Below are 24,801 nucleotides of genomic sequence, written 5' to 3' on the forward strand. Positions count from 1 at the left end.
AGGCTTATGGAAATCCTTGTTAGTTAATTGGTCAGTCGTAGTTTTAAAAAAAATGAACGAAGGACAGTGAATCGAACATGAAAATCGCGCTCTTGATTGTCGACATGCAAAAATCATTATTAAACGACGTCGTGGATCAACGAAAAATTGATTCGGCTTGTGAATATATTAATCATGTCGCAGGCCGGCTTCGCTCAAACCGTCAAACGGTCATTCACGTTCAGGATGTTGAAGGCGCGGAAGAGCTGCCGTCCGGATCGCTTGATTTTATCCCGCAAATTAACGTAGAACCCGGAGACATTCATATCGCCAAAACGTATTCGAACGCGTTCTGGAACACCGATTTGGATAACGTGTTGAAAGCAAACGATATCGGTTTTGTCATCATATCCGGCTTCGCGGCGGAACAGTGCGTTCTCTTCACTTATAACGGTGCGTTGGAGCGCGGATACAAAGCTGCCATTTTACAGAGAGGCTTCCTAAGCACACAGAACGATGCCGTTGACGCTACTTACCGAGACCGTCAAATTGTTTCCTATTCCGTCATTGATTTCATGCTGCAGCAAAACAGGAGAGAGCAGCAATGATACTGGGCTTGACCGAGACCATCCATCAAATAAGGAATACATTGCTTCGGGAAATCGGTGAGCTAACCGATGAGGAGTTTACCTTTGCTCCTGGAAATAATCAATGGAGTATCGGACAAGTAAGCCATCATTTATATTTATCGGAGATAAGTTTCACCACTGCAATTCGGAAAGCGTTGGAGAGCGGAGATCGGAATATTCAAGAGAAGCAGCTGGAGGTCGTGCTGAACCGATCGGTTAAGGTTGAAGCTCCGAAGTATACGCGGCCTTCAGATGAGCCCTTGACGATATACTCGATTACGAGCATGCTCGGTCATTCCAGAGAACGTCTTGTCATACAATTACAATGTGCAGAAGATGAGGAGTCATTCATGCGAAAAGGTGCGGTTCATCCGTTGTTCGGCTTACTATCGATCAAACAATGGGTTCAGGTGGCCGGCTTCCACGAATTAAGACACATCGAACAAATTAGAGCCGTTAAGGAACAGCTGAAAGCGCGGACATGAAAACACTATAAGTAATTGACAAGGGTTCAACTCTTAGATTTAATATACATGTACTAATTATTTTATACTGAAATGAAAGGAGTGGTCAGTGTGGCTTATGTAATTACTTCTGCATGTATTGAAGAGAAAGCGGGAGAATGCAAGCTGGTTTGCCCGGTAGACTGCATTCAAGAAGGATCCGATATGTTCTACATCGATCCGGACACCTGCATTGATTGCGGAGCATGTGCAGCGGCATGCCCTGTGGAAGCGATCTTCCACGAGAGCGATATTCCTGAAGGTGAAGAGGAATATATCGAGAAAAACCGCGCATTTTTTGCCTAATACATATCATTCGAAAGTTTATTTTGACGCGAATTTTCGCGTCTTTTTTTATGCCTCGCTTCCCCTGCGGTGCTAACGGACACCACAGATGCTATATGGTCGTTTTTGCCTCTGCCGTACCGCTAACGGTCACCACAGACGCTAAACCCCGATTTTTGGAGCTTATGCTTGCTTTTTCGAGGCAATAGCTGCAGTAGTGTCCGTTAAAACTGCAAACTTCATCCAGAACGCCGAATAACTGCATCCCTGACCGTTAGACGATCCGCCAGCCATTACAGTAATAAAAAAGCGAAAGGAATACGCCGATTCCTTCCGCCAAGGGAGATTACCGGCACCAAGGGATGGAGGAAGACGGCAATCTTAAAGCAATTGTAAAATGAAACCAGTTGCGTAGTCAACATAAAGTAAGTGCAGCGTGTTCTCTAATGATTGCTTTATCGAGGCAAAGGGTGATCTATTAGATAATATATATTGACATATCAATATGGCGATTTTAGTATGTTTATATAAAATCTCTAACTCGTTGAAGAAACAAGGAGGTTGACAAGGTGAACCGCAAAACAATGGAACCGCCTGCAGCGCTGCAGCCGTTGATCGATGATGTGAAGATTCGGCTTCAAGCTCGACATGAGAAGGCTGCGCAAATTTTTGAGACTTGCATTCGAAATACGCTGGAGACGACGATTCGGCGGGACGAAGACGGGTCGACCTTCGTGATTACCGGAGATATTCCGGCGATGTGGCTTCGGGATTCCGCCGCACAGGTACGGCCTTATTTGCTGCTTGCGTCCGAGGATCGGGAAATTGCAAATATGATCAAAGGGCTGATCGAACGCCAGTTTCGGTACATTTTGCACGATCCTTATGCGAATGCGTTCAATTCCGAGGATAACGGGAGAGGCCATCAGTCGGATTTGACGGAGATGAGTCCGTGGATCTGGGAGCGGAAGTACGAAATCGATTCTTTGTGTTACCCGATTCAGCTTAGCTATTTGTTGTGGAAAAACAGCGGCCGGACCGACCAGTTTGATGACATGTTCGTGAAAGGCGTTCAATCGATTATTGCGCTTTGGAAAAGAGAACAGCGTCATGAAGAGAAATCCGCCTATCGATTTCAGCGGGTAAACTGTCCGCCGACCGATACGCTGCCTCGGGACGGGAAGGGGGCGCTTACCGCATACACGGGAATGACATGGTCGGGCTTCCGTCCGAGCGACGACGCATGTACATACGGTTATTTAATTCCTTCTAATATGTTTGCCGTCGTCGTTCTTCGATACGTCAGAGAAATCGCTTCGGAACTTTTGCATCATTCCGCATTAGCGGATGAAGCAAAGGCGCTTGCCGCCGAAATCGAAGCAGGAATAAACAAATACGGCATCGTTGCGCATCCGGAATTCGGGCCGATGTACGCTTATGAGACGGACGGCATGGGAAATCATGTGCTTATGGACGACGCGAATGTCCCAAGCTTGCTGTCGCTCCCATACCTTGATTATTGCTCGCCGGACGATCCGGTATATGTTAATACGCGCCGTTTTATTTTGAGCGACGCCAACCCTTATTACTTTAAAGGAGTGGCGGCGGCGGGAGTCGGAAGTCCGCATACGCCGAACCGTTACATTTGGCATATCGCTCTCGCAATCCAAGGACTGACCGCAACGGCGACGGAGGAAAAGGAGCGAATTTTGGACCTTATGACCGACACGGACGCCGGCAAAGGAATGATGCATGAAAGCTTCGACCAGGACGATCCTTCGAAATATACGCGCGAGTGGTTTTCGTGGGCGAACATGATGTTCTGCGAGCTGGCTCTTGATGTTTGCGGCAAAAAAGTAAAGGTATAGACGATTAATCGATTCAATAAAAAATGAGGATTACATATTATCCGAATGATAAAATGCGATCCTCTTTTTGTTTTGGCTTGTTCTATGCCAATGAAGATAGCCCCTGAATTATTTCGAAATCGACCACATGGTTCAACGCCGTTTCCTCATCGTTCCACATGCTGATGAGCAGCTGTACCGCTTTTCTGCCGATCTCAAGCTGGTTTTGCCGCACGTGTGTAAATAAATCCGGGGATAATGACTGCCTGGGGGAGTCAAAACAGACGATCTGATAATCGTCCGGAATCCGCTTGCCCGAAGACAGCAGCACCTCACGCAGAACAAGGGCCAGATTGTATTCGGATACCACGAATGCGGTGAGCTCCGGATTCATCTCGACGTATTTGCGCACCGTGTCGAAATCGCGCTCGAAGTTCGGGGTTTCGAGCGAAGGCAGCGAGCTGTAAAGATTCGTCATAATATGGTCGGGCTTCGGCGTCCAGCCTTTCTGAATGCATGCGTCCGAATAACCGAGCAGCCGGTCCTCGATGGATGACGTATGATCCGCCGGAGGAGAAAGAAAGCCGACGGGACGTATGGACTTATCCAGCAGTTTATTCGTCAAGTCGAACGCCGCCTTCCGGTTATCGGTAAATACGGCGCTTGCTGCGATGCCTTTCAAATACCGGTCGATAAGGACGAGCGGGAAGCGGTCCAATACAAGCCGAAGCAGCTCGCTGTTATAGTGCTCCCCGTGACCGGGAAACACGATGATTCCGTCAACGCCAAGCTTGGTCAAGGAACGGACGGCCGCTTCTTCTTCCTCCCGGTTGTCGTAGGTCAGTTTCATTATCATATGACAACCGTGTTTAGAGCATTGTTCTTCAATCCCGCGCACGAGATCGGCTCCGAAGGAGTCTGCGAAGTCGGGTAAAATCACCCCGACTAATCTTTCTTCATTATTATTTTTGTTTTTTTCATCGGAGCCGTCCGGTTGCCGCTGCGTCTTGATTTTGTGCCAATCCGCGGCGGCGTTTGCTACGAAGGATCCTTTTCCCTGAATTCGTTCGATTAATTTATTTTGCGCGAGAAGCTCCAATGCTTTTTTAGAAGTAATGCGGCTGACGTTGAACTGGTCCGCCAGCTCTTTTTCGGAAGGTACGCGTTCGCCTTCTTTCAATTCGCCTTCTCGGATTTTCTGGAGCAGATGGTTGAAGATTTGTTCGTAGCGTGGGATGTCCATGGCTCGACCTTCCTTATTTAGGTGCATGATATATCAACTATATAATGCCGGGAGGAATATATCAATAGAAAAATCTTTAATGGTTTAAAGCGAAATATCCGCATGCATGACATAAATAATAGTGAAAACAATATTACAATTTTATGAAAAGTATATTGATATATAATTGTAATATATATAGTATATGCGGTATAATTGATATGGAATTTTTAGTAAATTTTGGAGTTGAAAAGGGGAATGGGAGGTGTTTTTATGACAGGCTGCAGCATGAACGGTAAAACGGAACACAAATACGCGAGCCGTGCCGATTGGGCGGGAAATAAGCTGATCGAGCGCTACTGGAACGAGAACGGCAACATGATGAACAATGCGTATCCGTACGCCAAGGACAGGGAAGTTCATTTGAATTATTGGTGGAAGGCGCACGCGGTGGATGCATTGATTGACGCATATGAAAGAACGGGAGACGAACACTATACCGCTATGGCGGAGGAGCTCGTAACAAGCATTATCAAACGCAACGGATCGCTATTCAACGAGTTTTACGACGACATGGAGTGGCTGGCGTTAGCTACCTTGAGGCTGTATGACGCCACGGGCAGCGAAACGGCGAAACACGATGTGCTGAAGCTTTGGGACGATATCAAAACCGGATGGTGGGACGACGAGCTCGGCGGGATGGCCTGGAAGAAGGAGCCTCGCTTCAACCGGAATTCTTGCTCCAACGGACCCGCTTCCGTCTTGGCGGCAAGGCTGTACCAGCGCTTCGGCAATGAAGAGGATTTGGAGTGGGCGAAGAAGATTTTCGAGTGGCAAACGAAGCATTTGGTCGATCCCGTAAGCGGTAATGTGTATGACGGGCTCGTACTAGAAGAGAACGGTACGATTCACGTGAATACGAACTGGATTTTTACTTACAATCAAGGAACTTATTTGGGCACCGCCGTTGAGCTGTATAAAATAACGGGCGACGAGCGTTATTTAGCCTCCGCCGAAAAGACGGCGGAGGCCGCATTGGATTACCACGTGAACAAAGAGACCGCAGTCATGAGCGGGGAAGGAGCCGGGGACGGCGGGCTGTTCAGGGGCATTCTCATCCGTTATTTAGTGGATTTATACGAGACGGGCGGAAACGGGAAAATCAAAGAGCTGATCTATCACAATGCGGATACGCTCCTTTCTAAAGGGAGTACCGAGGAAGACGGCTTGTTCGGGATCGAGTGGGATCGGCCTGCTCAGGAGCCATTGGATTTATCCGTGCAATTAAGCGGCGTCTTCTTGCTCGAAGCGGCCGCGAAGCTTGAAAGGCTGGAAGAGGCGAATTAATCGTAGGAGCGTGATTGGTTTGAAGCCTGCATTGCGTTTAGTAACGATAACGACCGTTCTTTTTGTTGCATTATTTGCACTTTCGGGGTTTTCGAGTCACTCGGCAACGAAAGTATGGAGCGAACAATACGAAGCGGAGAGCGGCGCACTGCATAACTTGTCTACCGAATCGATTCACGCCGGTTTTTCGGGAGAAGGCTATGTGGCGGGCTGGAATCGCGACGGACAATATGTCGACATCGAGGTCATCGCTCCGGCAGCCGGAGCATATACGTTGACGTTTCGGTACTCGGCCGCGGCTGGGGATGCGTCCCGCTACTTGTATGCGAACGGAAACGGCATAGTTGACAATTTCGTATTTTCCGGAACCGGCAGCAGCTGGAGCAATTGGTCATCGGTTTCCGTGCACAATGTAATGCTGAACGAAGGAAGCAACGTTGTGTCGCTCATCTTTAACAGCTCCAAGGGCAGCAAAAACTGGCTGAACTACGATTATTTGGCCGTCGAAACCGAAACCTCGTATGAGTGGGGATTGAAAGCGGGGCAGGCGGAGCAAGCTCAATCGTCCTTGAACGAGCTGTTTTGGAACGAAGAGACGAACCTCTTCCGCAACAAATATCAGTGCAGCAATTGCAACGGTCAATTTCACTATTGGTGGCAGGCTCACGCCATCGATACCCTGATTGACGGCTACGAACGAACCGGAGATCATGCGTATATCGACCGGGCGGCGGCATTGTTTGACGGGGTTACGTCAAGAAATAGCGGAATAACGAATCATTTCTACGACGATATGCTGTGGATGGGACTGGCTTTGCTCCGGCTGTCCGAAATCACGCAGGATGAGAGGCATGAACATGCCGTATTCGAGTTGTGGGAAGATGTGAAAACGGGGTGGAACGATCGGCAAGGGGGCGGCATCGCATGGAATAAGTCCCAATTGGGTTACAAAAATACGCCTTCCAATGCCCCAGCCGTCATTCTAGCGGCACGTTTATATCAAAAGTACGGCAATGAGGAAGATATGGAATGGGCGAAAAAGATTTACGCATGGGAAAAGTCCACCCTCGTTGACCCAGCCAGCGGGCTGGTATGGGACGGGATCAATCGTACGGGCGACGGAAGCATCGATAAAAACTGGAGATTCACCTATAACCAAGGGACGTTCATAGGCGCATCGGTTGAGTTATATCGCGCCACGGGCGATCCGGCATATTTGACCGCTGCGGCGCGAACTGCGGAAACGACGAGGAATTTGTTTGCGAATCGCGACGGCGTCATCCAAGAGAACGGTGCGGGAGATGCCGGTTTGTTTAAAGGAATATTGGTCCGCTATCTCAAGGAATTGTTTATGGCGGATGCTTCTCGGGTCCATGCGGCATTCATGATTTTGAAAAGCGCAGAAAGCGCTTGGAACGAAGCGGGTACGGGCGGCGGCGTACTTTTCGGTTCTTCGTGGTCGAACGCTCCAAGCGTCCCCGTTGATTTAAGCCAGCAATTGAGCGGCGTAATGCTGATGGAGCAAGCGGCGGCCGTTGAGCTGCCTTTCGCCAAAGCGGCTTACTCTTTATTGCGGGAACGGTTTGACGAGTCCGTTGCTCAAGGCGAAGTGACCGGTCCGCTTGTGCCGATGCTAAGCAACATGCTGGACCAAGCCGGAAATCATTTGGGCCGGGGCGATGCGAACAAGGCCGTCGTTCACCTGTTAAGCTTCAGGGACCAACTGAATAATCCCGCGCTGAAAAAGCATATCGATAACGAAGTGAAAGTGCGGTTGACGGAAACGGTCGACTTCCTTCTATTAAAGTGAATGGATGAATTGCCGGGCAAGTTGGTTGGCAAGACATTCCGGACAACGCGGAGGAAGTGCTTCAACATTCGGCCATGTAACACAACTATAGCTTCTCGCCTGCAGGACCATACAACGTTCTGCAGGTTATTTTTTATTGACATACATATGGGGGGTATAGTACCTTTTGGGAAAGAACTATTACCGATCGTAAGGGTGAACGATGTGGAAGAAATCGTCAAAATTGCGATAGCCCCGTCGATTCAAGTCGGCGGAAGTTTATTTACGCCGGAGCAGCTGGCAAAGATCGGAACGATCGTCGGTCCGGACGCCCATATCGAAATGACCCCGTTCAAACAGCTGTATGTGGAAGTGCCGCTTGCTCGGCGCGATTTCATTAAAGAGGAGTTGGAAAGGGCGGGGCTGGAGGTATACCCCTCAGGCTTCGTTACCAAAAGCTTGATCGCCTGCAATTTTTGCAAAGGTGCGGATGATGCGGGATTATCGACGGCTGAAGCGGTAAACCGAGCGATTGCGGGCATCGACACGCCTGCGCCGCTGAAAATCGGTTACGCGGGCTGTGCCCTTGGAACGAGCGAGCCGTTGTTGAAAGATATCGGAATCGTTAAAATGAGAAATATATACGATTTGTATGTCGGTGGCGAGCCCAAAGGCCTCAAGGCCGCCGCAGCACGAAAGCTCGTCTCCGGCATAACGGAGAACCGCCTCGTCCCGGTCATTATGGCGATCATCGAATATTATAAAGCCAATGCAAAAGGGAAAGAGAAGTTCAGCAGGTTCGTGGAGCGGGTTTCGCTCGAACGGTTGCGGATGATTACGGATTCGGGTCCGGAAGGGGAGTTCTTTCATGAGCGGGAAAAAAGCGTTGATCAACATTGATTACACGAACGATTTTGTAGCAGATAACGGTGCGCTGACGTGCGGGGAGCCCGGCAGGCGAATTGAAGCGGAGATCGTGAAAGTCACAAGAGAGTTCATTGCGGCAGGCGATTTCGTCGTATTCGCCATCGACATGCACCATGAAGATGATGTCCTGCATCCCGAAACAAAGCTTTTCCCTCCGCATAATATTAAAGGCACGCAAGGACGCAGCTTGTATGGAGAATTGGAAGCCGTATACCGACAGAATACGCAATCTCAGAACGTGTACTGGATGGACAAAACCCGGTACAGCGCATTTGCCGGCACGGATCTTGAGCTGCAGCTTCGTGCAAGGGGCATAACGGAGCTTCATCTTGTAGGCGTCTGTACCGATATTTGCGTATTGCATACGGCCGTCGACGCTTACAATAAAGGGTTCGCCGTCGTCATTCATGAAAAGGCCGTTGCAAGCTTCGACGCCCAAGGCCATGAGTGGGCGCTGCGTCATTTTAAAGGCTCGATCGGAGCTGCGGTGATCTAAGCAGAAATAATCATAGATAATGTTAAACCGTAAAAACCAATGAGGCTCTCTCATTGGTTTTTTTTACAATTTCGTCGAGTACTTTGATAAAAAAGTGCACTTCACGCATATCAACTTTTGATAGAATGGAAACAAATGTATTAGCCATCACTTCATGTTGGAAGGAGTCGCCATGAGCCGCTTACCGATCCGCAAAAAGCGAGTTGAAGGTTATCGGCCGCTTGCCGTGCCTAAGTCGCTAGCAATGATTAATGGAGGAAATCGAATGAACGAGACCAAATCTGCAAACGGATATACGATTGTTGAATTACTCGCTCGGAAGACGCTCGTAGGAATCACTTCGGAAACCGAGTTTCCCGGGTTTCATTCCAAGGCGCAGTGGCTGGAGCAATCGTTCAGCCGGCTCGCCGCCAAGCTGCCTTCAATCGACCTCGAATCGGAAACTGTGTATTTCATTTATCACGGTGTAGAGCATGGTCCGATGGTGTGCGTGGAATGGAAACCGGGCACGGCAGTTCCCGATGGATTGATGACGGTGACTCTTGAACCGCAAAGGTTTGCGGTGTTTATGCACAAAGGGCCGATTGACAACCAGGAACGGACGTTTATCGATATTTGCGATACCGACTTCATGCTGAACGAAAGCGGCGTACATTTTGAGTTGCACAATTTGAAAGCCTTGCGAGAGGCTGCATCCGATCGATTTGAGCTGCCGATTTATATGCCGGCCGTAAAGCCGGAAAGCATCCGCTAAAGGTATATAACGACAATGAGCTCCATTCGCTCCGTGCAAAAGATTATCGATCATATTGAAGAACGTTTATGCGAACCTTTTGATCTGAAGGATTTGGCAGCGGCCGCTTTCATGTCAGTCCCGAGCCTATACAGAGTTTTTTATGCGCTTACCGGTCATCCCATTATGGAATACATCCGGAAGCGAAGAATCAACGTGTCGGCGTGGCATTTAAGATACTCGGAAAAATCGGTGATCGACGTCGCGATCGAATGCGGGTTCGATTCTTACAGGGCGTATGCCAAAGCCTTCAAAAAGCTCGTAGGGATGACGCCCGGAGCTTATCGAAGAGCGGTTGTCCATTACTCCTTTGAAGCCATCGATTTGTTGCAGCATGTTGCGTATTTGGAAGAAAAGGAGCTATCGGAACGGCATCCCGACGTCAAAGTCATTCGATTGTGGCCTGCCCGGGTCTTCGTATATCGGCATCGCTCATCCAATCAAAGAGGCATTGAGGATGAAGCGTTAAAGGTTGTGTTCAACGGTTTGCAATTCGCAGGTCACGGGTTTGACCGAATCCGGTTTTTCGGTTATAACGTCGATCTGCCTTCGACGGAAACGCCGTATGGTTACGATATTATGATTCCTTATGACGGGAACAGCTCGGGTCTATTAAATGAAAAATTATTTCATTTGGAAACCTTCCCCGGCGGGTTGTACGCGGTTGGCAAATGCGCGGAAACGAACGGGCCGCAAATTGTCGCAGCTTGGAATCGGCTCTTATCCGAATGGCTGCCAAGAAGCACCTTTGAGCTTGGGGAGCACCGGTATATTGAAGAGTTTCTTACGTATCAAGGTCATGTAGTAAGGATGAAATTGTACCTTCCCGTAACCCGCAAGCTGGAGCCGGATACGCAACATATCGTCACTGTCGAGCCTATCGTGGCTTTGGCGTTTCGAGCGTACGGCCCGGACGGAGCGAAAGACGCGGACGACCGGTTATCGTCATGGCTAGCCGAACGTATTGACGAATGCAATCCTATGGCCCGGCGGTTGTTCATGTCTTATAGCTTCGGCATTGAGCCGAGCGAGGAATATTGGTACGAACTCAGTGTTACCGTTTCGGAGCAGGAACAGGAGCGGGAGAGCGTTGCCGGCCTTTCGACCCGACGGAATGCGATCGGCGGCGGACTGTATGCATGCTTGGTTTCCGGAGCGTATGGGCTGATGGGCGGGGTACTCGAACGGATGCACCGCTGGCTCCATATGAACGAAGCGTATGAAGCGGATGAAAGCAGGCAGTGGTTTGCCGAGTACGCCTGGGATGAAGGAAGCGATATCGAAAGATCGGCTTCGACAAGGTGTTACATTCCGATCAAACCGATAACCAAGTAGGAGGAATTGGAAACGTTCTCCCCATTAACAATATCGGATGTTTGTAAGATATTCGCGTCGGTTGATCCATATTATGTATGGTATTTTGCTGACGGCGAGAGATACATCGGGTAAACTTTTTGTTTAAAGATGAAGCAACGAAGGTAGGTGCGAATGATGAAACCGGAAATCGTTACGTTCGGGGAAACGATGGCGCTCCTTGCTCCCGAAGGGAATAAAGGAATTGAATTTTCAGACCGGTTAACCAAAGGGTTCGGCGGAGCGGAAAGCAATGTAGCGATCGGGGCGGCCCGTCTTGGCGTCTCTGCAGGCTGGTTCAGCCGCTTGGGAAACGATCCTCTTGGCAGGTATATTTTAAAAACCATTCGAGGCGAGGGCGTCGATGTTAGAAAAGCCGAGCTCGTTGAAGGGGAGCAGACGGGCTTGATGATGCGGGAGCTCGAGCACGGCAAAACCGCCGTTTACTACATGCGCAAAGGCTCTGCCGCGAGCCGGATGTCCGCTTCCGATGTAGACGAACAGTATATCGCCGGCGCAAAGCTCCTGCATGTCACCGGGATTACTCCCGCATTGAGCGGCTCTTGCAGAGAGGCCGTGCAGACTGCCATTCGCTTTGCCAAAAAGCACGGCGTAAAAGTAAGCTTCGATCCGAACCTGAGACTCAAATTATGGACGATCGAAGAGGCTAAAGCGGTATTATTGCCTTTAGCGGAGCAAGCGGATTATTTTCTTCCCGGCTATGACGAACTGAAACTACTGTACGGAACCGAAAACGGCGACGAAATCATTAACAGGGTTAAACAGCTGAACGGTGTGACCGTTATTAAAAGCTGGGGCGAGCAAACGTGTGTAGTAGACGGAGACGCAATGAGCAGCGTTCCATGGTTTGAAACGGAGGTTGTCGATCCGATCGGTGCCGGGGATGCATTCGCAGCCGCTTTCCTTACGGGAATCGTGAAAGGGCTTTCTCCGTCGGATGCGGCCCGTTGGGGGAATGCTGCGGGCAGTCTTGCCGTGCGCACCCCGGGCGATTGGGAAGGGTACCCGACCGAGAAACAGCTGCTGCGGATGCTGAACAATGAAGCCTTCATAGAAAGGTAAAGGAGTTGGCCTTATGAAGAAATTGCGTACGATTCAAACGATTGCCGACGCCGGAATCGTTGCCGTCCTTCGCGGCGACAGCCCGGCTCAAGCGGTAAAAATGGCCGAAGGAGCGCTGGAAGGGGGAATCCGCATCATTGAGATTACGATGACGGTACCGTATGCGCTCGAAGCCATTAAAGAGCTTTCCAAACGTTATGCCGGGTCGCCCGATATTGTGATCGGTGCCGGAACCGTGCTGGATCCGGAGACGGCACGGGCGGCCATATTGGACGGCGCCGAATTTGTCGTCGGCCCTTCATTACACGAAGAAACCGTCGTGCTTTGCAACCGCTATCGCATCCCGGTAATGCCGGGAGTCATGACGATTGCCGACATTCAACGCGCACTGGAATTAGGCGTCGATATCGTTAAGCTGTTCCCTGGAAACCTATATTCGCCGGATATGATTCGCGCCGTTCGCGGCCCGTTGCCACAGGCCAATCTGATGCCTACCGGCGGTGTCACGCTGGACAACTTGGCCGAATGGTTCGAGGCCGGCGCCGTTGCGGTGGGCATCGGCTCGGATTTAACGCGGGAAGCGGTAAAGACAGGGGAGTGGCATCGGGTCAGAACGAAAGCGGAGCAATATGTGGAGAAGCTGGCCGAAGCCCGAGCCCGTTCCCGTGCGGCATGGGAGAGAGGATGAAAACGATGTTGCCCGATCGTCACTGTATTATTCTTGTTACGGGGATCATGGCAAGCGGGAAGTCGACGGTAGCCCAGCTGCTTGCCGAACGATTTCAAACATCAGTGCATGTCCGCGGTGACGTTTATCGAAAAATGATAGTGAACAACCGCAAAGAGGTTGAGCCCGATGCCGGAAAAGAACAACTGGACCAACTGCTGCTTCGCTATCGGCTCGCCGCGCAGACGGCGGATGCCTATTTCAAGGCAGGGTTTACAGTCATCCTTCAAGATGTTGTCATCGGTAAAATGCTGAACGACTTCATATCCATGATTCAAGGTCGACCGTTCTATGTTGTAGTTTTATGCCCTAATGCGGAAGCCGTTGCCCGGAGAGAAACCGGTCGCTCCAAGAAAGGATACGGGGCTTGGAGCGTGGAAGGTCTGGATCATGTTTTACGTAACGAGACACCTCGGATCGGGTTATGGCTCGACTCGTCCGATTTCACTCCTGAAGAAACGGTTGATGTAATATTATCGAGAGTGTGGGACGAGGCGTTGATATTTTAATGGTATAAAATTGGAAGAGGTCGTGAAACCCGTGATATATTCGAATAACCAGGAAGTAACCGAATTTCTTACCCAATTGGATCATCCCCTAAAGAAAGAGATTGAAGCGGTTCGGGAAATCATTCTTAGCATGGATAATGAGCTTTCCGAACAACTGAAATGGAATGCGCCGAGTTACTCTTATCGTAACGAGGATCGGGTGACGTTTAATCTGCATGGCAAAGGAATTTTTAGAATTGTGCTCCATCGCGGCGCCAAAGTAAAAGAGAATGCAGATTTAAGGCCGTTTTTTGAAAATGAAAATAAGCTTTTGGAGTGGGCGGCGAACGATAGAGCTATTATCAAGTTTAAGGATATGAACGATGTTGAACAAAAGGCGGAGCAGTTTAAAGAAACGGTCAAAAGATGGATCGAAGTGTTAGAGGAGAAGTAAAACGAGAAGAAGTTGTCTTGACAGCAGTGCGGCTGACCGGACAACCGGAAGCACATTGTACACCTGAGGGTGTATAGTGTGCTTTTTTTGTTTAATCTTTTTCGACAAATGCGAGTAAAGAGAGAACATAGAAGTACAAATCGACAAATACAATAATTAATAATGCCACAAGGAGAGTGGTGGGCTATGGAGAACAATTTAATCAATGCGCTGCAATCGAACTGGTTAAGCATTCTCATTGCAGTTGTTGTCGTTTCATTCTTATATTTTCTAGCGAAGAAGCGTGTAGGTTTCGGGACAAGGGTACTGGCTGCGCTTGGCGCAGGATTGCTTGCAGGCATTTTGCTGAACCAGGTGCAAGCGGAGTATCAAGGCGTCAGCTTAATCGGGTCGATCTATGTTAACTTAATTCGAATGCTTGTCATACCGCTCGTATTCTTCCTTGTTATTAACAGCATCATTTCCATCACGAATTTGGGATATTTGCGCAAACTCAGTGTAAAAACGATCTCATGGTTTTTGGGCACAACAGGGGTCGCGGCTATTATAGGTCTGATAGCGGCATTATCCTTCAACCTCGGTGCAGGGATTGACGCGGCGCCTCCGGCCAATTTCGAAGCGCGCGAAGTGCCGACGTTTTTCCAAGTCATATTGGACCAGGTACCGAACAATCCGGTGAATGACGCGGCCAACGGTAAGGTGGTTCCGATCTTGATCTTCGCTTTATTTATTGCGATTGCAATCGTGAACGTCGGTTCCAAAAAGCCGGAAACCGTGAAGCCTGTCAAGGCGTTGATCCAATCCGCAACGGAAATAATGCATCAGGTAGTCAAGTTCGTGCTCCGGTTTACGCCATACGGCGTATTTGCGCTGATTGCGGGCATGGCGGCAAAATACGGGTGGGAAACGCTAGCGCCGCTAGCAGGATTAATTGTAGTCTCATATATTGCGCTCATCATTCACTTTGTTGCAGTTTTTGGCGGATTGGTTTCTTTCGTTGCCAAGGTTAACCCGATCAAATTTTTCAAGAAAGCATACCCGACCATCGCGGTCGCTTTCACGACTCGCAGCAGCTACGCCACGCTTCCGGTAAATTTGGAGGTCATTACGAAACGCTTGCGAGTATCAGAACGAATTGCCAGCTTCATAGCTCCGCTGGGGGCGACGATGAATTTCAACGGTTGCGGCGGTGTATGGCCGGCGGTCGTAGCCGTATTTGTGGCGAATGTGTTTAACGTTCCGCTGAGCTTTTCGGATTATCTCATTATTGTATTCGTCAGCATCATTTCCTCCATCGGTGTTGCGGGCGTCCCTGGTCCGGCATCGATCTCCGCGACCGTCGTCCTGACTGCCGTCGGTTTGCCGCTTGAAGGGATTGCGCTTGTCGTTGCGGTTGAAGCGTTGATCGATATGGGCCGGACCGCCGTTAACGCAACGGGAACGACCGTGACGGCTTTGCTTGTTGCGAATTCGGAAGGGGAGTTTGACCGGGAGTCGTTTAACCGTGACGAGGAGGACCCGTTGGAGCTGTCACAAGGCAGAATTGCGTGAAATAGAGTGAAACCGTTTTGACCGAATCCGCTTATCGTAAAGCGGATTCGGTCTTTTCTATTGCTTCTCGCAAGCAATACCGTCCTTGTCGCGGTCACTTTTCTTATTTGCTTCGTGCAGTGTTATTTTTGCAGGAAAAATGATGTCGGTTATTGAAAAGAAATATTTGGAAAGAAGACTATTTCATTCAAAAGGATTGATCCTATGGAAAAAGTTAAAATTGAAAAAGTAGCAATGGTCATGTTGGTGAAAAATGTAGAAGAAACCGTTGAGTTTTATAAGAAATTGAATTTCTAGCATGAAGTGATCGGAACGAACCCGGAACACCATCATGTTTCAAGAGACGGGGTGACCTTTATTCTTCATCCGGCAACAAATAGCGAAGATGTAAGGCCAAGTACGTCACTAATAGACAATCAACTGTATTATTTTGATGCTTTTTGTTATACAAACGCTGTTGATTTGCTGACGGAGCAATTTGTTTCGAATGGAATCACCATTGTCCGAGGACCGAATTACTCTGAATTTTGGAATGAGGTAACCATTAAGGATATTAACGGTTATTGCATAGCATTCGGCGGAGGGGTATCCGGTCAATGATGCTCCGGTCGAAACCGAATCGAAAGTAACGAATGCAGCCTTCATCCGATTCATGAGCAGTATAAAATTGCAGGACTCATGCAAACTAATGGTGAATTTTCCATGATTTCTCGGAGTCAGTATTGGAATAAACCGTTAGGAGCGATTTTAGTGGAGAAAACGAATGACGGAGAACGAAACGATTGGATGGAAGTGAAAGAGCTTCACTCTGAACATGATGAGGTCGACTCCGATGTCAATGAGGATGCTAAGCGGGAACTGCAGTTGGACGCTTCGTTTCAGGATTGGTACCGCAACATTGAATATTGGGTGAAACAGCAGGAAGAGATAACGAATGTACCGAAGGAAAATGTGTTCGACGCTGCCGTTACGATGGATGAGGATGAGAAATAAACGCATTACGACCCCCAATCGATCAGGATTGGGGGTTTGATGTTAGAGCTTCGTGCCTGCCCTTACCTTGTTAAATTTTTTGTGGGATAATGAGAAAGATTTTTTGAAATGGGGAATGACGAAACCTTTTAGATCGAGGAGGCAAATCCAATGAGTCAACGATATCGCATAACAAGATCGTTTCAAGAAAATACTGCAGAGCAAACCATCACTTTGGAAGAATGCAAACGGTATTTTGCATCCAAGCCTGATTTTACATACTCGCCGGTGTTTACAGTTTCCGGTCCAGCAAGCACCATGTCCATAGAGGGAGATTTTTTCATGTGGAGTTATGGCGACGCAAAAATTCCATTCAGACATTATCAAGGAGATCTGTATGTTGCGGTTTCCAACGAAGCCGTGATTCCAAAAATGATTGAGGTTGCAAGCGAATTGCGAGCGGATCTGACGGAAGGGTAGAAAAAGACCGGTTCATTTTATTCGCCTTCCGTGCTACAATGAATAGAACAAATGTTCTACTCGGTAGAAATCAAGGGCGGGGGCGTCATGCAGGAAACGGTACAAATATCCGTAAGAGCGTTTGTCGAATATGCTTATCGCAGCGGAGACATAGATTACGGTTTCCAGCAGACGGTTCCGCTTACGGAAGGTACGAAGGCCCATCGGAATATACAGCTGCGATATGGCGAACGGGATCGGAAAGAGGTTTTTCTGAAGACTGAAATATTGTACGGCGATCTCATGTTCGTCATCGACGGACGCTGTGACGGCATGCTTGTTGCGGAAGACGGGAGCACGACGATCGACGAGATCAAATCGACCTCCGGCAAGCTTCCGAGCATCCTTGAGGAAACGTACCCCGTACACTGGGCACAGGCGAAATGCTATGCCTATATGGCGGCAAAGGAGCAAGGGCTTTGCCGGATCGGCGTACAGCTGACGTACGTGCAGGTCGATAGCGGAGAGGAAAACCGGTTCTCCAAGGAGCTCACCTTCAAGGAACTCGAACGTTTCGTTATGGAGATGGTTGAGAGGTACTACTCTTTTGCAGCTCTTAGAAATAAACATTTGCAGTTGCGGAACTCAAGCATTAAAGCGCTGCCGTTCCCATTCCCATCCTATCGTGAGGGACAGCGGAGCCTTGCGGCGGCTGCCTACAAGACGATACTGGACGGGAAGAAGTTGTTCGCAAAGGCGCCGACCGGTATCGGGAAGACGGTGTCGATGATATTTCCGTCTGTCAAGGCAATCGGGGAAGGTTTGCTTCGGCGATTTTTTTATCTTACGGCTAAGACGATTACGAGAACGGCGGCTGAAGAAGCTTTCGCGTCATTGCAGGCGAAGGGGCTGCATCTGCAAGCGGTGACTCTTACGGCGAAAGAGAAGATTTGTTTCCGGGAGGAAGTCCGTTGTACGAAAGAAAGCTGCGAGTTTGCAGACGGCTATTATGACCGCGTCAATGAGGCGCTGCTTGATATGCTGGCCAATGAAACGCTGATGACCCGACAAGTGATAGAGCGGTACGCGCGCAGTCACCGAGTATGTCCTTTTGAATTTTCGCTTGATGCCGCTTATGCGGCGGATGCGGTTATTTGCGATTACAATTACGTATTCGACCCGCGCGTCAATTTGAAGCGGATGTTTGAGGACCAGAAGAGGCAGACGGCCGTACTGATCGATGAGGCACATAATCTTGTCGACCGGGCGCGGGACATGTATTCGAGCGAGCTTAACAAATCGGATTTTCTAGCAGTGCAGCGCGTTTCCAAAGGAGTTCGCCCGGAGCTGCATGCCGCTGCGAAAGCGGTGAATGATTATTTCATCGCAATGCGGAAGCGTTACGGCGAATGGGCCGAGCATGTAGAGCGCGGACTGCCGGAGCAGCTGATCGAGTTGGTCGAGTCATTCGCCTCAGCTGCTGAGAAAGCGTTAGCCGCAGCCGGGCGCTCCGGATTAGACGATTCTTTGCTGGCGGACCTTTATTTCGCATCCCAGCATTTCGTCCGCATTGCCAAGCTTTATGACGAAAAATATGTAACGTATATCGAATGCCGCAAAAGCGACGTACGCTTCAAGCTATTCTGCCTCGATCCTTCGCACCAGCTTCGGCAAACGGGTAAAGGCTACCGGGCGCAAATCGCCTTTTCCGCGACGTTGTCTCCGCTTTCCTACTATATGGACATGCTTGGCGGCGATTCGGAAGATAACGGGGATTATGCCGTTTCGGTGCCGTCCCCTTTCGCGAAGGAGCAGCTCAAGATTATCGTTCGTCCGCTGTCCACCCGTTATCAAGACCGAGAGAAAACCGTTGAAGCGCTTGTCGGCAACTTGCATGAGCTTGTAGAGAAACAACCGGGAAACTTGCTGTTTTTTTTCCCGTCCCATGAATATATGAACCTTGTCTATGAGCGATTTACTGTCACAGGACCGAAGATAAAGACGATTTTGCAGTCGGCTAACATGACCGAAGAGGAGCGGGAACGGTTTCTGGCGGCATTCGAGTCGGATAACGGGGAAGCTCTTGCCGGCTTTGCCGTCATGGGCGGGATATTTTCGGAAGGGATTGATTTGGCTGGCGATCGATTGACCGGCGTGGCGGTCATCGGCGTCGGGCTTCCGCAGCTTGGGGTGGAGCGGAATATTATGAAACAATATTTCGATTCGGCAGGCAAAAACGGCTTCGAATACGCTTACGTGTTTCCAGGCATGAACAAGGTGCTGCAGGCGGGAGGAAGGCTGATTCGAACCGAGCAGGATCGAGGGACCTTGATTCTCATTGACGACCGATATTTGCATCCGCAATACAATCGGTTGCTGCCGCCGGAATGGCGTCATTATATCGTGCAGAGGAACCGATAGAGCGCAAGTAAACGTTCAGCATAACCATGAGGAAAAAATCCCCCAATGCAGTGCAATGGGGGGATTTTTCCGAATTAGATTACGAATGTAACACTAATGATTACCAACAAAATATAGAGAACCAAAATAAAAGCTGTGTTTGCTCCAAAACCGAAACCACCAACTCCAGACATATTTATAACCTCCTTAGCACTGAGATAATTTATACTATGGGTTTCCGTTAAGAACGAATGGGTGAATGGAGGGGGGCAAACGAATAAAATTGGCTTCCGCCGGACGGACAGACAAAATTACTACTTCAATTGGAGATACTCGGAATCAACGTTCAAGGCTCCATCGACGAAACGATGTTTCTATGATATGTTGAAAGCATACTTAATTATAGGCATTCCGCTCGCAGAGCGGGTGCCTTCGCGTTTTTTTATGAAGAATTTACATTAAATGTATGGTGATATAGTACTCGTACCTCTACCGGGACATGAAGGCGGTGATGCTATGTTTCTCTTACGATCCCCTTTTGGGGCGATGTAGCGTAAATCGATCGGATAAAGATAAAAATACGGGGTGAGTTTATAATGCAAAAAATAAAGATTGGGATCGTAGGTTATGGAAACTTGGGTCGCGGTGTTGAAGCTGCCATTCGTCAAAATCCCGACATGGAGCTTTCCGGCATATTTACAAGGCGTCGACCCGAGGAACTACCGTCGCATGCAAAGAGCATTCACGTTTCCGAAGTTGAAAAATATGTTGGGAAAATTGATGTCATGGTGCTATGCGGCGGTTCCGCAACGGATTTACCGGAACAAGGACCTTATTTTTCTTCTATGTTCCATACGGTGGACAGCTTTGACCGCCACGCGAAGATTCCGGAATATTTCGAAGCGGTGGACGACTCAGCAAGGAAGAGCGGACATGCCAGCGTCATCTCGACAGGATGGGATCCGGGCCTGTTCTCGCTGAACCGCCTGCTGGGGGAAGCGGTATTGCCAGCAGGAAATGAGTATACGTTCTGGGGAAAAGGGGTTAGCCAAGGGCACTCCGATGCTATTCGCCGAATCAAAGGTGTGAGGAACGGAGTGCAATATACGATACCGGTAGAAGATGCGGTAGAGAAAGTAAGAAACGGAGAGGATCCTCTATTATCTACGAGAGAGAAGCATCTGCGGAATTGTTTCGTTGTTGCGGAACCTGGGGAAGATCTGTCGCGTATTGAGCGTGAAATCGTAACGATGCCGAATTATTTCGCCGAATACGAAACGAAAGTAAACTTCATCACCGAAGATGAGCTGCTGGAACATCATTCTTCCATGCCGCATGGCGGGATTGTCCTAAGAAGCGGGAAAACAGGCGAGAACAACAAGCAAATCATAGAGTTTGGACTTACACTTGCCAGCAATCCTGAATTTACTGGGAGCGTCCTGGTTGCATATGCACGAGCGATTCATAGGTTTGCAAAAGAAGGCTTTACAGGCGCGAAAACTGTGTTCGATATTCCCTTCTCTTACCTGTCTCCCAAATCCGGGGAACAGCTAAGAAAGGAGCTGCTTTAAAATCGGTTTAGACCTGAAGCGCCGAAATACATATGGAAAGCGGGAGTCCTGGGGGTGATACCAGGACTTTTTGCATTTCTTACGATAGGATTTATTCATAAATACCAATATAAGAATCGTTTACAAGAAAATAGAATAATGATATGCTCTGGTAGTAAAAATATTCCAGAAGCTTACTTAAAACGGGAGGATCCGTAGATGAAAACAATTCAGAGCGATCTGAGCAAGCTTGTTCTTAACGAAGACGCTAAAGTATCAAGAACAAATGACGACTTTTTACAGATTACATCTCCCGAAGATAAAGAAGCGGTGGTTACTTATCTTGAACAAATTAAAATCCCTTTAAAAATGGACCTTATTGCAAAAACCGATTCTACGAATATTCGCTTAAAGTGCGGGAAGGGACAAGTAATTTTTAATTGGGAAGGGAATCTCGAAGAGTTGCACGTCAGTGATCCTCTTCTAGGGAATCCATACGGAGTAATGGGTAAAGGCTTGCTGCCCGTCAATGAGTTCGTGCATATTAGCTGGATTATCGATAATAACTATATGGTGCTCCTAGTCGATGGAGAGGTTAGGCATTTTAGTGAAAACGAACCATATATGGCTTATATAAAAGAAGAAGTCAACATCGTACCTGAATGTACCGTCGGCTTCGCTTGTGCCATGGGATCCGTCTTGACGGTACAGGAATTTACTGTAGCGGAATGGAAACATGATGAACAAAGTCACAACCCAATAGCTTTGCATATTAACGATGGCATTCGCCAAGACGATCGAATTTCCGGTATTGGGCCGAATAACGCACCGATCAAAATGAAGCCCGGTGAAAGCTGTACTATTGAAGGCATTATATTCCCGGAAACGGCGAGAGAACAGAAAATCATATGGAGTACGAATCATAATATTCTAAAATTCAATAATGACGATAATGGAAAACTGACATTCACAGCGGTAGAGCAAGGCTCGGCGATCATTAAAGGCGAAATCGAAGGCGGAGGTCTCTCGGCGATATGTCATGTCAAAAGCTTTATTCCGGAATTCAAGACAAACCTTGAACAATTCAACGCGATCAGCGGAGAGTGGACAATCGAGAACGGACTCATAGGAGACGGCTGGGATCATAATTTCATGCTTTCTTCAATCGAAGTGGATGATTTCATCTACGAGGCAGATGTATGCGTTGAGAACGGCGCGGCAAGCGCATTAGTTTTTAGGGCAACCGCTAACGTTGAACAGTTTTATTGTATCTCTTTATACCCCGGGCCGGGAGGACGAATTGCGTTGAGGAGTCCTCATAAAGAAATTGAAGAACAAATGGCCGAAATACAGAGGCATACATTTTATCACGTTAAGGTCGTTGTCAAAGGAGACCATATTCAGGTCTACCTCGATGACCGGCTAATGATTGATGTTAGAGACAACTCCTATTCAAGCGGGTATTTAGGGTTAAATATTTTTTATGGGACGAGCATATTTCAAAATGTGATGTATGCAAAAATATAAGATGCGTATTGAATGCAAGAGATAAAAAGTCACCCGAAGGTGACTTTTTTATTGGGTTTTAAAACGTTCCTAGACAAAAAATGTGACGCTCTTTATCGACATGATTCGATTGTCTCGTGTTTTTTAAAGGAAAATGGCTTCGAGCTCAATTATTAGTCTAACTGCGGGAAAAAGATAAGTCTACAACATTTTTGGTATTTCATGTAAAGTGGTTTATAACCTGGCCGGGAAAATGAGAGTTGGAGGGTTAACATGGCATCTCCTGAAATATTGTCTAGAGCTGCTTTATCCTATGGATTTGATGTTGAAACTTTATCTTTTATCAGCAATTCAACCAACGAAGTGTACCAATTCACTAAAAAGGATTTACCATACATCTTACGATTATCTGAAAGACCGCTTGATTATGTTAATAACATTAAAGCGGAAGTCCAATGGGTTCGATATTTGGCTGAAAACGGAGTGCGAGCTTCGTTACCGATAACAACTACCGCTGGAGAAATAATTGCTGTATTTAAGGAAGGGGATAAATGGATTATTGCAACCGCTTTTGAAATGGCACAAGGGATCTTTTTTGATACGGATCCAAAACTATGGCGTCATTCCCTATTTAATAAATGGGGAGAAACGATGGGCAAAATCCATAGTCTTACGAAAACATATGATCCCGGTGATCCAAGCTTGACAAGACCTGAGTGGAGTGCAGCTAAGATCGATAATCCGTACTTGGAGAAGGGGAAGTATCGGGTTTTGCTTGATAGATTAAAAAAGCTGGAAGGTCATATTTCATCCTTCCCTAAAGATGAGCATTCGCACGGACTGATCCATTACGATTTTCATCCTTATAACTTTCTTATTGATAAGGGGGAGCATATAACGGTCTTTGATTTTGATGACGCAATATTCGGCTGGTTTGCGCTTGATATTGCTGTTGCAGCTACACATGCGGTATGGTGGGGATCGCCAAGCAATGATCGAGAATCCAAAAATGATTTTGCAAAAATGTTCTTGAATGAGTTTCTAATTGGTTATTTAAAACATAACCATTTGGACAGATTCTGGGTCCAGCATATTCCACTCTTCATGGATTATAGGAACATCAGCTCTTTTTTTAGGTGGCTAAGCAGTTGGGATGGAAATGAAGAACGTTTGTCGGAGTCCCAAAAAAGTGCAATTGTCTATGCAGTCGAACTTATCCAACAAGATCTGCCCTACGACGGTTGTGATATTCAATTGGACGGTGAACTATTTATTTAACTAGCGGGGAGAGCATTGTAACATGCGGAGGTCAAAGGGTGACGCAATGAAATACAAATCAACGCTTGATGGTATCACTCCTACAATGTTAGATGGATTTTTTGTAGGTTGGCCAAATCCACCATCGGCTAACAAGCTTTTTGAAATATTAAGCAATAGCTATAAATTTGTTCTTGCTATTGATGAAAAGACAGACAAGGTGATTGGTTTTATTACCGCAATAAGTGACGGTGTTTTGTCGGCATATATTCCCCTGTTAGAGGTTCTACCTTATTATCAAAAACAAGGTATAGGAAGTGAGATGGTAAAACGTTTGCTTCAGCAATTGTCGGATATTTATATGGTAGACCTCATCTGTGATGAAAATTTGCAGGAATATTACGAACGGCTTGGACTGAAAAAGGCAAATGGAATGATAATTCGTAATTTTGCCAATCAATCAGGTCGATAAAGCTACCGGAGATCAAGCAAGAATTGAAAGATTGGTCAAAATGATTATTAGGAGAATAACAATGGATGTTAATATTTGGTCAGGTTCAAAAGTGAGATTACGCCCTGTGACTCAATCTGATTGGAAACAATTCCATGAGAATGATCAGGATTCGGAGGGAGCAAGACTGTGCGACTCCATATATTTTCCGAGGTCTGAAGACGGAACAAAAGCTTGGGCGGAACGCATATCCTCTAATACATCTAATGGTGACAATGTATTTCTTGCAATTGAAACACTCGATGGAACTCTTGTTGGCAGTTTAACGACAAACAGTTGTGATCCACGTAATGGTACGTATAAATATGGCGTAGCTGTCTTTCGTAAACATTGGCGAAAAGGATATGCTTCCGAGGCGATAAGGATTTTGCTTCGTTATTACTTTGAGGAACTACGGTACCGTAAGGTGAACGCTTATGTTTATGCTTTTAATGATGGGTCACGTGCTTTGCAGGAGCATCTGGGGTTCGTCCAAGAAGGGATACTTAGAGAAATGATTTTTACGAAAGGCAAGCATTACGACGAGTATGTATATGGACAAACAAAAGATGAGTTTGAAAAACTCAATATGCTTCTTAACTAAATAAAACCAATCCTTAAACCCCTTGAAGGCAGAAAAATCCAAGATAATTATTTAGAGGGCTGCGAAACGTTAGAGTGGCTAAGAGCTTTA

General features: G+C 47.7%; 25 protein-coding genes. 23 read left to right on the plus strand and 2 right to left on the minus strand.

What is annotated here, in order from left to right; all coding sequences use genetic code 11:
• The first annotated feature begins 77 nt into the window (after positions 1–77).
• The 4 genes from PT964_RS23100 (at position 78) to PT964_RS23115 (ending at position 3,264) form a co-directional block, all read left to right on the plus strand.
• Entirely contained in the window at positions 78–587 is a 510-nt protein-coding gene (locus tag PT964_RS23100) for a cysteine hydrolase family protein (protein WP_274365726.1), read from the plus strand.
• Positions 584–1,093 carry a DinB family protein gene (locus tag PT964_RS23105; protein ID WP_274365727.1) on the plus strand — a complete coding sequence of 170 codons (510 nt, stop codon included), beginning with the start codon at positions 584–586 and terminating at the stop codon, positions 1,091–1,093. The genes PT964_RS23100 and PT964_RS23105 overlap by 4 nt, the downstream gene beginning before the upstream one ends.
• A gap of 90 nt (positions 1,094–1,183) precedes the next feature.
• A complete protein-coding gene (locus PT964_RS23110; RefSeq protein WP_274365728.1) occupies positions 1,184–1,417 on the plus strand; it encodes an indolepyruvate ferredoxin oxidoreductase subunit alpha in 234 nt (77 codons plus the stop codon).
• Between the two features lie 563 nt (positions 1,418–1,980).
• Entirely contained in the window at positions 1,981–3,264 is a 1,284-nt protein-coding gene (locus PT964_RS23115; protein WP_274365755.1) for a glycoside hydrolase family 125 protein, read from the plus strand.
• An 82-nt stretch (positions 3,265–3,346) separates the two neighbouring features.
• Here the strand turns inward: PT964_RS23115 and PT964_RS23120 are convergent, their stop codons facing one another.
• Positions 3,347–4,486: a GntR family transcriptional regulator gene (locus PT964_RS23120; RefSeq protein ID WP_274365729.1), complete on the minus strand. Its 1,140-nt coding sequence runs from the start codon at positions 4,484–4,486 to the stop codon at positions 3,347–3,349.
• Positions 4,487–4,738: 252 nt separating this feature from the next.
• Between PT964_RS23120 and PT964_RS23125 the strand changes: the two genes are divergently transcribed.
• The 11 genes from PT964_RS23125 to PT964_RS23175 all read left to right on the plus strand — a co-directional run bounded on the left by PT964_RS23125 (position 4,739) and on the right by PT964_RS23175 (position 15,473).
• The gene (locus PT964_RS23125) at positions 4,739–5,812 is read left to right on the plus strand and encodes a glycoside hydrolase family 76 protein (RefSeq protein WP_274365730.1); all 1,074 of its coding nucleotides are present in this window, start codon (positions 4,739–4,741) and stop codon (positions 5,810–5,812) included.
• Between the two features lie 19 nt (positions 5,813–5,831).
• Positions 5,832–7,622: a glycoside hydrolase family 76 protein gene (locus tag PT964_RS23130; protein WP_274365731.1), complete on the plus strand. Its 1,791-nt coding sequence runs from the start codon at positions 5,832–5,834 to the stop codon at positions 7,620–7,622.
• Positions 7,623–7,826: 204 nt separating this feature from the next.
• On the plus strand, positions 7,827–8,501 hold the full coding sequence (locus tag PT964_RS23135) for an NAD(P)/FAD-dependent oxidoreductase (RefSeq protein ID WP_274365732.1): 675 nt from the start codon (positions 7,827–7,829) through the stop codon (positions 8,499–8,501).
• Complete coding sequence (locus tag PT964_RS23140; protein ID WP_274365733.1) at positions 8,470–9,024, plus strand: cysteine hydrolase family protein; 555 nt, start codon at positions 8,470–8,472, stop codon at positions 9,022–9,024. The genes PT964_RS23135 and PT964_RS23140 overlap by 32 nt, the downstream gene beginning before the upstream one ends.
• 265 nt (positions 9,025–9,289) lie before the next feature.
• A complete protein-coding gene (locus PT964_RS23145; RefSeq protein WP_274365734.1) occupies positions 9,290–9,778 on the plus strand; it encodes a hypothetical protein in 489 nt (162 codons plus the stop codon).
• A 15-nt stretch (positions 9,779–9,793) separates the two neighbouring features.
• A complete protein-coding gene (locus tag PT964_RS23150; protein WP_274365735.1) occupies positions 9,794–11,152 on the plus strand; it encodes an AraC family transcriptional regulator in 1,359 nt (452 codons plus the stop codon).
• Between the two features lie 153 nt (positions 11,153–11,305).
• A complete protein-coding gene (locus PT964_RS23155) occupies positions 11,306–12,253 on the plus strand; it encodes a sugar kinase (RefSeq protein WP_274365736.1) in 948 nt (315 codons plus the stop codon).
• A 13-nt stretch (positions 12,254–12,266) separates the two neighbouring features.
• Positions 12,267–12,941, plus strand: coding sequence for a bifunctional 2-keto-4-hydroxyglutarate aldolase/2-keto-3-deoxy-6-phosphogluconate aldolase (locus PT964_RS23160; protein ID WP_274365737.1), 675 nt, complete (start codon positions 12,267–12,269; stop codon positions 12,939–12,941).
• Between the two features lie 5 nt (positions 12,942–12,946).
• The gene (locus tag PT964_RS23165; protein WP_274365756.1) at positions 12,947–13,489 is read left to right on the plus strand and encodes a P-loop nucleotide/nucleoside kinase family protein; all 543 of its coding nucleotides are present in this window, start codon (positions 12,947–12,949) and stop codon (positions 13,487–13,489) included.
• Positions 13,490–13,499: 10 nt separating this feature from the next.
• Complete coding sequence (locus tag PT964_RS23170; RefSeq protein ID WP_274365738.1) at positions 13,500–13,922, plus strand: DUF1801 domain-containing protein; 423 nt, start codon at positions 13,500–13,502, stop codon at positions 13,920–13,922.
• Positions 13,923–14,108: 186 nt separating this feature from the next.
• Positions 14,109–15,473, plus strand: a complete 1,365-nt coding sequence (locus tag PT964_RS23175; protein WP_274365739.1) for a dicarboxylate/amino acid:cation symporter — start codon at positions 14,109–14,111, stop codon at positions 15,471–15,473.
• A gap of 57 nt (positions 15,474–15,530) precedes the next feature.
• Here PT964_RS23175 and PT964_RS26635 read toward each other — a convergent pair whose 3' ends face one another.
• Positions 15,531–15,626, minus strand: coding sequence for an excalibur calcium-binding domain-containing protein (locus PT964_RS26635; protein WP_425262790.1), 96 nt, complete (start codon positions 15,624–15,626; stop codon positions 15,531–15,533).
• Between the two features lie 597 nt (positions 15,627–16,223).
• Between PT964_RS26635 and PT964_RS23180 the strand changes: the two genes are divergently transcribed.
• The 8 genes from PT964_RS23180 to PT964_RS23220 all read left to right on the plus strand — a co-directional run bounded on the left by PT964_RS23180 (position 16,224) and on the right by PT964_RS23220 (position 24,711).
• Positions 16,224–16,466 carry a hypothetical protein gene (locus PT964_RS23180; protein WP_274365740.1) on the plus strand — a complete coding sequence of 81 codons (243 nt, stop codon included), beginning with the start codon at positions 16,224–16,226 and terminating at the stop codon, positions 16,464–16,466.
• Between the two features lie 150 nt (positions 16,467–16,616).
• Positions 16,617–16,925: a hypothetical protein gene (locus PT964_RS23185; protein WP_274365741.1), complete on the plus strand. Its 309-nt coding sequence runs from the start codon at positions 16,617–16,619 to the stop codon at positions 16,923–16,925.
• A gap of 87 nt (positions 16,926–17,012) precedes the next feature.
• Positions 17,013–19,325 (plus strand): helicase C-terminal domain-containing protein, encoded by a 2,313-nt coding sequence (locus PT964_RS23190; protein ID WP_274365742.1) that lies wholly within the window; start codon positions 17,013–17,015, stop codon positions 19,323–19,325.
• 575 nt (positions 19,326–19,900) lie between these two features.
• The gene (locus tag PT964_RS23200) at positions 19,901–20,875 is read left to right on the plus strand and encodes a diaminopimelate dehydrogenase (protein ID WP_274365744.1); all 975 of its coding nucleotides are present in this window, start codon (positions 19,901–19,903) and stop codon (positions 20,873–20,875) included.
• A 198-nt stretch (positions 20,876–21,073) separates the two neighbouring features.
• Positions 21,074–22,381 carry an Ig-like domain-containing protein gene (locus PT964_RS23205; RefSeq protein ID WP_274365745.1) on the plus strand — a complete coding sequence of 436 codons (1,308 nt, stop codon included), beginning with the start codon at positions 21,074–21,076 and terminating at the stop codon, positions 22,379–22,381.
• Between the two features lie 252 nt (positions 22,382–22,633).
• Complete coding sequence (locus PT964_RS23210) at positions 22,634–23,638, plus strand: phosphotransferase enzyme family protein (protein ID WP_274365746.1); 1,005 nt, start codon at positions 22,634–22,636, stop codon at positions 23,636–23,638.
• Between the two features lie 46 nt (positions 23,639–23,684).
• Positions 23,685–24,089, plus strand: a complete 405-nt coding sequence (locus PT964_RS23215; RefSeq protein ID WP_274365747.1) for a GNAT family N-acetyltransferase — start codon at positions 23,685–23,687, stop codon at positions 24,087–24,089.
• Positions 24,090–24,150: 61 nt separating this feature from the next.
• Positions 24,151–24,711, plus strand: coding sequence for a GNAT family N-acetyltransferase (locus PT964_RS23220; protein WP_274365748.1), 561 nt, complete (start codon positions 24,151–24,153; stop codon positions 24,709–24,711).
• Positions 24,712–24,801 lie beyond the last annotated feature (90 nt).

This window comes from Paenibacillus thermotolerans, from assembly GCF_028745515.1.
In the GTDB taxonomy this organism is placed as follows: Bacteria; Bacillota; Bacilli; order Paenibacillales; family YIM-B00363; genus Paenibacillus_AE; species Paenibacillus_AE thermotolerans.

Bases quoted from the DNA above. Each gene is read 5' to 3' on its own strand.
- PT964_RS23100 (WP_274365726.1), top strand. From the start codon at position 78: ATGAAAATCGCGCTCTTGATTGTCGACATGCAAAAATCATTATTAAAC.
- PT964_RS23105 (WP_274365727.1), top strand. From the start codon at position 584: ATGATACTGGGCTTGACCGAGACCATCCATCAAATAAGGAATACATTG.
- PT964_RS23115 (WP_274365755.1), top strand. From the start codon at position 1,981: ATGGAACCGCCTGCAGCGCTGCAGCCGTTGATCGATGATGTGAAGATT.
- PT964_RS23120 (WP_274365729.1), bottom strand. From the start codon at position 4,486: ATGGACATCCCACGCTACGAACAAATCTTCAACCATCTGCTCCAGAAA.
- PT964_RS23125 (WP_274365730.1), top strand. From the start codon at position 4,739: ATGACAGGCTGCAGCATGAACGGTAAAACGGAACACAAATACGCGAGC.
- PT964_RS23140 (WP_274365733.1), top strand. From the start codon at position 8,470: ATGAGCGGGAAAAAAGCGTTGATCAACATTGATTACACGAACGATTTT.
- PT964_RS23145 (WP_274365734.1), top strand. From the start codon at position 9,290: ATGAACGAGACCAAATCTGCAAACGGATATACGATTGTTGAATTACTC.
- PT964_RS23150 (WP_274365735.1), top strand. From the start codon at position 9,794: ATGAGCTCCATTCGCTCCGTGCAAAAGATTATCGATCATATTGAAGAA.
- PT964_RS23155 (WP_274365736.1), top strand. From the start codon at position 11,306: ATGATGAAACCGGAAATCGTTACGTTCGGGGAAACGATGGCGCTCCTT.
- PT964_RS23160 (WP_274365737.1), top strand. From the start codon at position 12,267: ATGAAGAAATTGCGTACGATTCAAACGATTGCCGACGCCGGAATCGTT.
- PT964_RS23165 (WP_274365756.1), top strand. From the start codon at position 12,947: ATGTTGCCCGATCGTCACTGTATTATTCTTGTTACGGGGATCATGGCA.
- PT964_RS23175 (WP_274365739.1), top strand. From the start codon at position 14,109: ATGGAGAACAATTTAATCAATGCGCTGCAATCGAACTGGTTAAGCATT.
- PT964_RS23185 (WP_274365741.1), top strand. From the start codon at position 16,617: ATGAGTCAACGATATCGCATAACAAGATCGTTTCAAGAAAATACTGCA.
- PT964_RS23190 (WP_274365742.1), top strand. From the start codon at position 17,013: ATGCAGGAAACGGTACAAATATCCGTAAGAGCGTTTGTCGAATATGCT.
- PT964_RS23200 (WP_274365744.1), top strand. From the start codon at position 19,901: ATGCAAAAAATAAAGATTGGGATCGTAGGTTATGGAAACTTGGGTCGC.
- PT964_RS23205 (WP_274365745.1), top strand. From the start codon at position 21,074: ATGAAAACAATTCAGAGCGATCTGAGCAAGCTTGTTCTTAACGAAGAC.
- PT964_RS23210 (WP_274365746.1), top strand. From the start codon at position 22,634: ATGGCATCTCCTGAAATATTGTCTAGAGCTGCTTTATCCTATGGATTT.
- PT964_RS23215 (WP_274365747.1), top strand. From the start codon at position 23,685: ATGAAATACAAATCAACGCTTGATGGTATCACTCCTACAATGTTAGAT.
- PT964_RS23220 (WP_274365748.1), top strand. From the start codon at position 24,151: ATGGATGTTAATATTTGGTCAGGTTCAAAAGTGAGATTACGCCCTGTG.